Source organism: Xenorhabdus sp. KK7.4 (genome assembly GCF_963876465.1).
Classification (GTDB): Bacteria; Pseudomonadota; Gammaproteobacteria; order Enterobacterales; family Enterobacteriaceae; genus Xenorhabdus; species Xenorhabdus stockiae.
Map to the genome: position 1 here is coordinate 1 of NZ_CAWNQF010000105.1, position 10,399 is coordinate 10,399.

The following is a 10,399-nucleotide window of genomic DNA, read 5'->3' on the forward strand; positions in this document are numbered from 1 at the left end:
TCCATAGTTCAGTCGGTAGAACGGCGGACTGTTAATCCGTATGTCACTGGTTCGAGTCCAGTTGGAGGAGCCAAATTTAAAGAAGCCCGATTCAGTTTTACTGAGTCGGGCTTTTTGCTTTTCTGCTTTTTGCCGGGGCATTTATCTGGCATCAGAAAATATAACGAAATATTAATTCGTTATCGTGAGTAAAGCCTAAAAAGTGCGTCGCTGATTATTTTTTGCTATAAAAAATGATAAAAACTCACCGCTTTGAGTATATCTCAATCACTTGAACTTATTTTTTATTTTTTTGCTTTACAAGCCCTCTCCATTCCCCTATTATTCGCCTCGTTCTCAGGAACACAGCAATTCCTCCATAGTTCAGTCGGTAGAACGGCGGACTGTTAATCCGTATGTCACTGGTTCGAGTCCAGTTGGAGGAGCCAAATTTAAAGAAGCCCGATTCAGTTATACTGAGTCGGGCTTTTTGCTTTGCTACTGAAGATACACTGATGAGCTGAAAATCACAAAGCATATATTATCGACAAAAAGTACATATTAACGGCAAACAATCAGTTATTATGATTTTCCCCTTTGACAAATGAGAAAATAGCCGTTAATATTCGCCCCGTCTTGAAGGAGTTCCTCCATAGTTCAGTCGGTAGAACGGCGGACTGTTAATCCGTATGTCACTGGTTCGAGTCCAGTTGGAGGAGCCAACTTCAATACACCCTCGTTTTGTTACTTCTATTTTTTCCTTTTTGATACAATTAATTTCCTCTGAATACCCTAGCTTATATAAAATAAAAATCTTAATTCTGCAAAAATAGCGGAACTTTATCATTTAATAATAGCTATTTAACTATTTTCTCTTTATCATCTACCTCCGGCTTAAGGAATGCTGAATCAGCTTCCACCATTTCTCACCTATATTCTGGAGCCGGTTCCATGACTACTGAATCATATACCATTAAAATCCGCCGCCCTGACGACTGGCATGTCCATTTTCGCGATGGTGATATGCTGAAAACTATCGTTCCTCATACCAGCCATTTCTTTGGCCGGGCTATCGTTATGCCTAACCTTGCACCGCCTGTGACAGATGTTGCCAGCGCTAAGGCCTATAAAGACAGGATAATGGCAGCCATTCCATCAGAACACCAGTTTCAGCCTCTGATGACCTGCTATCTCACGGATTCAACAAACAGCTCCCAAATTGAAATAGGTTACAAAGAAGGTATTTTCACTGCCTGTAAACTCTATCCTGCCAATGCAACAACTAATTCCAGCCACGGTGTTTCAGATATACAAAAGATCTATCCTCTGCTAGCAACAATGGAAAAATTAGGAATGCCTCTCCTGATCCATGGTGAAGTGACTGCGGCTCATATTGATATTTTTGATCGTGAAGCCCGTTTTATAGAGCAGGTCATGGAGCCGTTACGTAAGCAGTTCCCTGAGCTGAAAGTTGTTTTCGAACATATCACGACCAAAGAAGCTGCCGAATATGTTCTTGAAGGCAATGATAAGTTAGGAGCAACACTCACTCCACAGCATTTGATGTTCAACCGTAATCATATGCTGGTTGGCGGGATCCGCCCACATCTCTATTGTTTACCAGTATTAAAGCGCAATATTCATCAGGAGGCATTACGCGCAGCTGTTGCCAGTGGCTGTGACCGCTTCTTCCTGGGAACAGATTCCGCTCCTCATTTATTGCACCGTAAAGAATCTTCCTGTGGATGTGCTGGTGTTTTCAATGCGCCAACCGCTTTAGCTGCTTATGCAACTGTTTTTGAAGAAATGAATGCAATGGAGCATTTTGAAGCATTCTGCTCTCTGAATGGCCCGAAATTTTATGATTTACCTGTTAATGATGGGTTTATTGAACTTACACGCAAGCCTACCCCAGTTTTCGAATACGTCGAATATAATGGCGAAAAATTGATCCCATTCCTGGCTGGAGAAGATGCCGGATGGGAAGTAAAAATATGTAAGTAACCTCTCATCGTGCTTCATGCGGAGATACTTAGTTTCCGCATGAAGGCGTCATCCCTCTTTCCCTACCTAACACGTTAACACTCACCCTCAGATAAAATGATCACCATCGGGTTTCTGAGACTGGTTATAGTATTAGTTTGATAAAAAGGTTTATACTGCCATTACTCATCTTTGATGAGATTCGCAGCTCTTAGTCAATTATACCAATAACAATGCTGTAGTCTGATTAGGAGGTTATATGGGACAAAAAGATGAAATTATTCAAACCCACCCTGTTGTAGGCTGGGACATCAGTATTGTTGACACCTATGACGCCATGATGATTCGCCTTCATTACTTATCCTCCCCAGATCAAACCACAAAGACAGATAATGTCAGTATTGACAAAACATTGTGGTTAACTACAGGAGTTGCAAAACAGCTAATTCTAATCTTGCAGGCTGGGATCGAGAAGATTGAATCATCAGAATACGACCAACTTGACTATACAAAACATTAACAGCAAATTTCATACCTATTAGGACACTCAGCACATTGAGTGTCCGCCACTGCTATCAAAACAAATATCAGCTCACAGAATCATTCATATAGTTTATTATTTTTCACAATGCTGTATTATAAACAGCCAGACACTGCCTGATATTTAACTATCCGGTAGACTGTTTCACTTAATAATAACCACTGTAGAACAAGGATGTTCAGCTAATGAAGCTATTAATCATTGATGAGTGCTATTATACCCGCCTCGGGATCATTGAGTCCCTGAAAGAAAATACGAATATCCTTACAGCAGGTACGCATTCAATTCATGATGCAATAACTACTCTTCAGGTATTTTCACCAGATATTGTTCTGATGAATCTAACACATTACGGTTATTGCAGTTCATACTGTGAATACATGAAGTTATTTTTCTCCTTAATGCATGACAGACGCATTTATATCTATATTGATAAGCCATACCCATGGACAGAAAATCATATCCAGCTGACTAATAAGGATTTTATTTTACCAAAAAGGAATCTTAGCTTACTACTTGAACGATTAAAAGAAATTGCTTCATATGATATTCAACACTATTTTTCTCATTTCAATGCAAAAAGTTCTATTTTTAGCCCGCAGGAAAATAGGATCCTCTATTATTGGATGCTGGAAATAGGCACATATAAGATTGCAAAGATATTAAAAATAAGCGGCAGTACCGTTTATTCGCATAAACGACATATCATTGAAAAATTAGGAGTAGTTAACCAGATGGAGTTACTTTTTATTTATAATATCTTTAAGTATCTCTGTTAATAATTCAACTGGCGCAATTACATTTAAGTTATTACGCCAGTTTGCAGTACCTGTTCATTCAGTAGACTAAACAGGCAGTTAAATAAGATTTATTGTTTGATGGATTGCAGCGAAGTGATATTCAAACCTTCATTCAACCGATAACGAGACTTGTTGAAAATTTTAGCCCCATTTTCTCTTCCTGCCCGACGAGCACGCTGTTCGCCTTCAGGAAGTAACATTTCTTCCCGGCAGACATCGCTACAACATCCCTCAAACCGCTCTGCGCAAGACGGACATTGGATGAATAGCAAATGGCATCCATCATTTTTACAGTTAGTATGGCTATCACAAGTTGAACCGCACTGATGGCACTGAGCAATAACGTCTTCAGAAATACGTTCTCCCATACGCTCATCAAAAACAAAGTTTTTACCAATAAAACGAACAGGCAGCCCCTGAGCTTTCGCCTTACGGGCATACTCAATAATACCGCCTTCTACATGATAAACATTGTTAAAACCATTGTGCAGCATATAAGCACTTGCTTTCTCACAACGGATCCCACCAGTACAATACATGACGATATTTTTATCTTTATCATCCTTCAACATCTCAACTGCCATAGGCAACTGCTCACGAAATGTATCTGACGGAATTTCAATCGCATTCTCGAAATGCCCGACTTCATATTCATAATGATTGCGCATATCAACAAATACAGTTTCAGGATCATCCAGCATCTGGTTGACCTGATCCGCTTTCAGGTATTCACCAGTTTCTGACGGATTAAAAGTTTCATCTTCAATACCATCAGCAACAATACGCTCACGCACTTTCATGCGTAATACCCAAAATGATTTGCCATCATCTTCTAATGCAATATTGAGTCTCAAGTTATACAAAGCAGGATCAGCGGTATTTAATACTGCTTTCAGGGCATCAACATTTTTAGAAGGGATACTGATTTGCGCATTGATACCTTCTTTAGCGATGTAAACCCGTCCAAACACTGACAAATCAGTAAATTGTTGATACAGGCTGTCGCGAAAATCCTGTGGCTCAGGAATAGCAAAATATTTATAAAAAGAGATGGTTGTGCGCGGCTCAGTTTCAGCCAACATACGTTCTTTCAGTTCTTTGTTAGAAATACGGTTATGTAACACTGGCATGGTGTTCAAAGTACCCTTGTAGTTTGTTGATATGTATACATTTATATCTATCTATGTCCACGTAGTGTCGACGCTAGATCATGCTCGAAATCTTTAACTAAAACCCTTAGTTCATACTTGGGGTTTTTATTTTCTACAATATTACTTTTTTCTGTGACCCAGATCTATCAATCCCTGTTCTGAATTGATTGTATACATAGAAATTACTTATTCACTATAGAGTATCAGACAATGTTTATACGTATTAGTTGTCCATATCGAGACAGGTATGAAGTGGCAACATATATTATTCGCATCTCTTTAACCACTCAGGAAACAAGCAAAACTATTGAGTTTAGTTTCAAAAGTTAACTAATTGTTAAATGTTATTCACTTGTTGTTAGATGGAAATGGGTCTATTAGGATTCTTGCTTTTCGTGATGATCACGTTGTAAAAGGTATGGAGGATAACCAAAGCCCGTTTCCATCGGAAAGAGTATAAGCCTTTGCTTCTGGCTTAGATCTCTTAATTGCCACGTCTGTTAGCTTCATCATTTCACCCATGTGTATAGGAAGATGTGTATAGGAAAAACTATACACATCTTCATGTCGCTTTCAGGAGAGGAGAGCGCAATACTGGCATGTTAACATATTAATATTTAATGAATTAATTTTATCAAAAATGTCACATACCCCCAGTTGTACCCCCACATTATTTTGCTACGTTAAATCTGGTCGATTGTGCGTAGAAATTAGATTTATAACTTTTTAATCATCACGTTAAAGCAAAAAAGCCATGAGATTTGAAAATGGTCACATTTGGCTGCCATTTCACGCTCAAAGCTTCATATAAACATTTATCATTTTTACGAACTAGATCACAAATTAAAACAGGTTATTCCTATGGCTTAGAGCGGGCTTTCCTTTCTAATAATTCTCCAGTATGAGAATCGAAATAACGACTTGGCCAGATTTCTGAGGGATGGATGCCAAGATAATCAGCAATGATCCATTCGCCTTTAGGCCAAGGCCTACTGAATGCGTTTGCTAGTGTAGATGAACTAAGTCCTGACTCACGAGAAACAGCCGCTAAAGTTGTACCGCGTTTACGTAATGCGGCAATAATATCGGCCTGATGCCAATCATTTTTAACATTGTTATTCATTCCTGCTACCCCTTCCATTAACTAATATTGATGGTGGCGATTCAGACAGGGTTCGCAGTACCGGTAACGTCCAACCGGCGAGGCCAAAGCCTCCCCCGCCTGAATCACCATTGAAAGGGTGATAGCAAGCACACTGGTAGAAATTTCCTACCAGTGTGGACGTTAATTCAAGGCTGCGAAACCCTGACCAATAGATTTTGCTAATGGCGGAGGAACTTTAACTGATTGTTTTATCTGAATCAATAACTGGACGACTAAGTTTTACGACTATAAACCCGCTCGACATATACAGACAGCGATCCGAATGCTTAATACTTCAAGCAACCAGTCCAACAATTTTTTTACTTATACCTGACAACATGCAATCTCTGGCGCGCGACAGTTCGGACAAAACAAAAAATACTGCTTTGCCCTTGACCGATATCTGTGCGCCAGAGTGAACGCAAGTTGAGGTATTGCGGGGTATCGGTTGAGTACACAGTACTGCCGCCTGCGTTTGCAGGTCATCCCCACCGGCTAAAGGCCAGCCTCGATATCGTCAATTTCTCCTTTTGATACTTTTTCAATCTATAAAATACAGTGTCAGATTCACTGGGTGGTTAATCAGGCCGGAGCCTGTCAGGATTGCGTGGTGCTTGGCTGTGGCGTCACTTTCAGCGGTAAACCGACAAAAAGTGACGCCTTGAGTTCTGTGAACAATCAGCAAAAATCGTGCAAACATTGAAGTGCTATCAGGCACAGCAAAACGCCGTAAGGTTAAATATCAAAACGGTAGTCATGTTAATGGATTAGCTGTAGAAAAATTGTCTGTTGAATAATTCAAACAGGGATAGGTAAAAGTATGAACGGATGCGCAAAAGCTATCCTGTTGTTCATTGAAGAAAAATAGGATTTATGTTGATTTGAAATTCCAGTGTATGAACCCACGTTCACTACACTTTGGTAACAAGATAAAGATATCCTTTTGGGTTATCTATTAGTTTAAGAAATCTTCATTGCCAGACGAGGGTTTAGGTGTCTTGACAATATCTGCTTCCAAAGGTGGGCAGATGTACCACGATTCTTGCTCTCTCTTTCAGGCTACGAGAGTTTTTTTGCCATTATGGCTGACCATCTATGATGGTGAGTAAGTTCCACTAATATACTGTATGCTTTTGCTAACAGCAATAAAGAAAAATAATAAAAAGCAACTTTTTCACACATTGACACCCCATAAATTTCATACCACTACGTTAAAATAATAAAGATGATATAAATCATAAAAATGATTTTTTGTGATCTGGTTCAATTGGATTTATTAAATATAACTATGTATATTATCTATAATGTTCAATTTAAAATGACATGGTAAAAACATGGGATATCTTAAAATAAGAAACGTAGCAAGCTATCATAAAACTGAATATTTAGAGTTGGATTTATCAAAAAAAATAACTTTAATATATGGTCAAAATGGGAGTGGGAAATCAACTATCGCAGGTTATTTTAATCATTCTAACTCAGAGAAATATAAAGAATGCAAATCCAATTTAAATGAAAACTATAATTATATAGTGTATAATAAAAAATTCACCGATGATAATTTTTATAACAATGATACACAACCAGGGATATTTACCTTAAACAGAGAAAATAAAGAAGTTGAAATAGAAATCAATGAAATTGAAATCACATTGAAAAATTTAGATAAAAGCCACGTAGATCTAATAAAACAAAAAATGGAATTAACTGATAAAATTAATAAAGATGAACTTCATTTTCAAAATAGAGTTTGGAACGAATGTTACAAAATAAGAAATTCATCCTTATATGGACTGATGGAGGGGTACAAAAAAGATAAGAAGAAATTTTTTTCCAAAATAATAAATTTTCAATCAAGTGAAAGTATTGATTTTCAAAAATTGATCAAAGAATACAACGATCTGAAAGATGGAAAAGAAAATGCACATACCAGAACTACTATACAACATTATAAATATGACGAAGAGTTAAAAAATATAAATACATTACTTAATGATCCCATTATAGCTTCTGGCGAAAGTTATTTATCTGAAGTAATAAACAAATTAGGTAGTTCTGACTGGATTAAACAAGGAATGGATAATTACCTAATGGACAACACTTGCCCTTTCTGTCAAGAAAATACTATTAACGAAAATTTTAAAAATCATTTAAAAAATGTTTTCGACAAGACCTATAATAATAAAATAAGAAAAATAGAAATGATGAAAGAGAACTATACGGAGAAATGGAATGTATATTTCTCAAGCATTAAAAAATCACTTGATAGTGTAGATATATTTCCTGAATACAAAAAGACGTTGCCATTACATGAAATGGAAATCATTCACCAAGAGAACATTAAAATATTTAATGAAAAAATCAAAAATCCATCTAGTAAATTAGAAGTATGCCCCATATCAGATAAAATTAAAATTATTGAAGAATATTTCACCAATGTAAATAAGCATATAAATGAAATTAATGACAAAGTAAAAAGGTACAAAGATAATGAAAATAGAATAAGAGAAAAGTCTTTATCTGGGATGAAATTTATAATCAAAGATCTATTGATTTTATATACAAAAAATAAAAGAGAATTAGAATTTAAGTTAGATGAAATAAATTCAGAAATTGATAAATTAGAGAGTAAAAAAATATATTTAAATAATGATATGTATAGATTAAGGAAAAACATATCAAATATTGATGAAACTATAGATATCATTAATAATAAACTGATGCAATTAGGAGTTCCTGATATAAAAATAGAAAAATCTCCAGAAAGTAACTATTATTGCATTAGTAGAAAAAGTAATTCTGATAAAAACGCATATAAAACATTAAGTGAAGGTGAAAAAACATTAATAACTTTCCTATATTTTATTGAAAAGTGCAAAGAAAGAAAAGAGAATGATAAATATAAAAATCTAATTGTGATTGATGATCCAATATCGAGTTTATCGTTTAATTATATATATGACATAGCATCATTTATAAAATATGAACTATTTGATTCTAAACATGAAAATAAAATAATAATACTTACACATAACTTATTTTTCTTCCATGAATTAATAAAATTCACTCCATCACAAGATGATAAGTTTGAAGAAAAACACAAAGCTTATAGATTATATAAAGGGGAAAACACTAAAATAGAAAAAATGGATAGAAAAAACATAAAAAACGAATATCAACTACTTTGGCAGACTATAAAAGATATTGAAAATGGAAATGTCTCTGAATCCATATTGCCAAATGTAATGAGAAATATCTTAGAGTACTACTTTTCATTTCTTAATAATACAGATAAATTAAGAAATAAATTGCATGAGATGTCAGAAGAGCTTTCTGACGATTCTTACAAAGGTTTTTATAGATTTATAAGTCGAGGCTCCCATTCAGACCCAGCAAATATTGTTGAAGAATTTAGACGAATTGAGGCAAAAAGATACCTAGAGTTATTTAAGAGAATATTTGAAAAAACAAATCATATTGAACACTATAACAAAATGATGGAATAGTTAAGAGTGTTATCGTCGGGGGACTATTACTGATTAGCGCTTAGGCCATGAACGGTAGTGCGCACACACCGTCTCCCAGCAACCATTTTTAAAGCGTATATACTGGCGTACAGGGACGATCTTCATTATATGGCTTCTCCATATAGGTTACCAGTGTTGCCACTGGCAGCCTTATACACCTATAGTATAAGCGTCTACTTAGTGTGTTAAAGCTCACCTTATTACAGAGAACACCCGAACGATAACTTTTATATGATAATACATATTTTCTCATATTTAAAGCTAAATTTTAATACTGTAGAGCAATTAAACCAAATTGAAATTAGTAGGGTGCACAGAAAATAATTTTTTTGATAACCGCTGAGAAATTTACTCTTCACAGCGGTTTTTAAATTATTCCAATCTATGAAATGAACTTTAATTATCAAGACCAGGGAACGAACCATTTAAAATAAATAAAACCAATCCGCTTGCTAAAATAAAAACAAAAGCAGAAATGCGCATTTTAAATATTTTCATACTACTGTAAACCCTATACCATAAACCTGTTCTATTAGCGTTTGATAGGGAATATGCAAATTGCCTTAATGATGAAAGATGAGAGAAAATGGCAGATATGGCAATTATAATTGATGATATGAAGTTTGCTAATGCGATATTTCTTCCGTGTTCTGTTAGGCTTTTCCAAAAATCTATCAATTTAACTTTTTGCGATAATTGGATTATATCATTTGGAGCATGATTATACGCAAAAATAGCCAATAAAAACAATCCAACAGAAGATATAACACTCCCAAAAAAACGGAAAAAATCTTCTTTTTTAATTTGTTCATTAAATATTAGGATACATAAAGAAAAAAAAGATAAAATTGCAGAAGATAATGTTATTATATTTAGATAATAGTAGATTCTTTCAATGTTATTAAAGAACCACCAAATAATTGTAACTACTCCTGCGACTGCGCTAAAAAGTAATGCAGATGAATTATCTTCATCTTTATTATTACTTATGTTATAGTCGTTATTGTTTACTGTATTATTCTGGACGTTGTTATCTCCAAATTGGTTATTATTGCCTGAAACATTAATGTTCTCAAATTTACTCAAAACATATATCCTCATTAAAGTTTGATTTTAATATTTACAATTTAGATGTTCACATAATCACTGACTTAATCAAGATAAAAATAAGTATCCCCCGGCATAGCCGGGGGTTTTTCATATGCGCCTATAAGGCTCTCTTACCTGCCGCGCCCTAACAGGCGCATCGCAATCTGACATTTGCATTCTAGTGA

The 10,399-nt window shown here is 35.3% G+C and carries 8 protein-coding genes and 2 tRNA genes; 6 read left to right on the top strand and 4 right to left on the bottom strand.

Features of this window, described 5'->3' with window-relative positions; genetic code table 11:
* The first annotated feature begins 352 nt into the window (after positions 1-352).
* The 5 genes from AACS90_RS18395 (at position 353) to AACS90_RS18415 (ending at position 3,282) form a co-directional block, all read left to right on the top strand.
* Positions 353-428 (top strand) — tRNA-Asn (locus AACS90_RS18395).
* 197 nt (positions 429-625) lie between these two features.
* Positions 626-701 (top strand) — tRNA-Asn (locus AACS90_RS18400).
* 229 nt (positions 702-930) lie between these two features.
* Positions 931-1,983: a dihydroorotase gene (pyrC, locus tag AACS90_RS18405; RefSeq protein ID WP_099123487.1), complete on the top strand. Its 1,053-nt coding sequence runs from the start codon at positions 931-933 to the stop codon at positions 1,981-1,983.
* 238 nt (positions 1,984-2,221) lie between these two features.
* A complete protein-coding gene (gene bssS / locus AACS90_RS18410) occupies positions 2,222-2,482 on the top strand; it encodes a biofilm formation regulator BssS (RefSeq protein WP_099123488.1) in 261 nt (86 codons plus the stop codon).
* Positions 2,483-2,688: 206 nt separating this feature from the next.
* Positions 2,689-3,282, top strand: coding sequence for a LuxR C-terminal-related transcriptional regulator (locus tag AACS90_RS18415; protein WP_099123489.1), 594 nt, complete (start codon positions 2,689-2,691; stop codon positions 3,280-3,282).
* Positions 3,283-3,371: 89 nt separating this feature from the next.
* Here the strand turns inward: AACS90_RS18415 and trhO are convergent, their stop codons facing one another.
* From trhO to AACS90_RS18430, 3 genes are all read right to left on the bottom strand, one after another.
* Positions 3,372-4,433 carry an oxygen-dependent tRNA uridine(34) hydroxylase TrhO gene (gene trhO, locus AACS90_RS18420; protein WP_099123490.1) on the bottom strand — a complete coding sequence of 354 codons (1,062 nt, stop codon included), beginning with the start codon at positions 4,431-4,433 and terminating at the stop codon, positions 3,372-3,374.
* Between the two features lie 880 nt (positions 4,434-5,313).
* Complete coding sequence (locus tag AACS90_RS18425) at positions 5,314-5,577, bottom strand: helix-turn-helix domain-containing protein (RefSeq protein WP_099123491.1); 264 nt, start codon at positions 5,575-5,577, stop codon at positions 5,314-5,316.
* Between the two features lie 562 nt (positions 5,578-6,139).
* The gene (locus tag AACS90_RS18430) at positions 6,140-6,316 is read right to left on the bottom strand and encodes a hypothetical protein (RefSeq protein ID WP_228860418.1); all 177 of its coding nucleotides are present in this window, start codon (positions 6,314-6,316) and stop codon (positions 6,140-6,142) included.
* Between the two features lie 616 nt (positions 6,317-6,932).
* Here AACS90_RS18430 and AACS90_RS18435 point away from each other — a divergent pair.
* A complete protein-coding gene (locus AACS90_RS18435; RefSeq protein ID WP_099123492.1) occupies positions 6,933-9,104 on the top strand; it encodes an AAA family ATPase in 2,172 nt (723 codons plus the stop codon).
* A 417-nt stretch (positions 9,105-9,521) separates the two neighbouring features.
* Here AACS90_RS18435 and AACS90_RS18440 read toward each other — a convergent pair whose 3' ends face one another.
* The gene (locus AACS90_RS18440; RefSeq protein ID WP_099123493.1) at positions 9,522-10,211 is read right to left on the bottom strand and encodes a hypothetical protein; all 690 of its coding nucleotides are present in this window, start codon (positions 10,209-10,211) and stop codon (positions 9,522-9,524) included.
* Positions 10,212-10,399 lie beyond the last annotated feature (188 nt).

Bases quoted from the DNA above. Each gene is read 5' to 3' on its own strand.
- AACS90_RS18415 (WP_099123489.1), top strand. From the start codon at position 2,689: ATGAAGCTATTAATCATTGATGAGTGCTATTATACCCGCCTCGGGATC.
- AACS90_RS18425 (WP_099123491.1), bottom strand. From the start codon at position 5,577: ATGAATAACAATGTTAAAAATGATTGGCATCAGGCCGATATTATTGCC.
- bssS (WP_099123488.1), top strand. From the start codon at position 2,222: ATGGGACAAAAAGATGAAATTATTCAAACCCACCCTGTTGTAGGCTGG.
- pyrC (WP_099123487.1), top strand. From the start codon at position 931: ATGACTACTGAATCATATACCATTAAAATCCGCCGCCCTGACGACTGG.
- AACS90_RS18435 (WP_099123492.1), top strand. From the start codon at position 6,933: ATGGGATATCTTAAAATAAGAAACGTAGCAAGCTATCATAAAACTGAA.
- trhO (WP_099123490.1), bottom strand. From the start codon at position 4,433: ATGCCAGTGTTACATAACCGTATTTCTAACAAAGAACTGAAAGAACGT.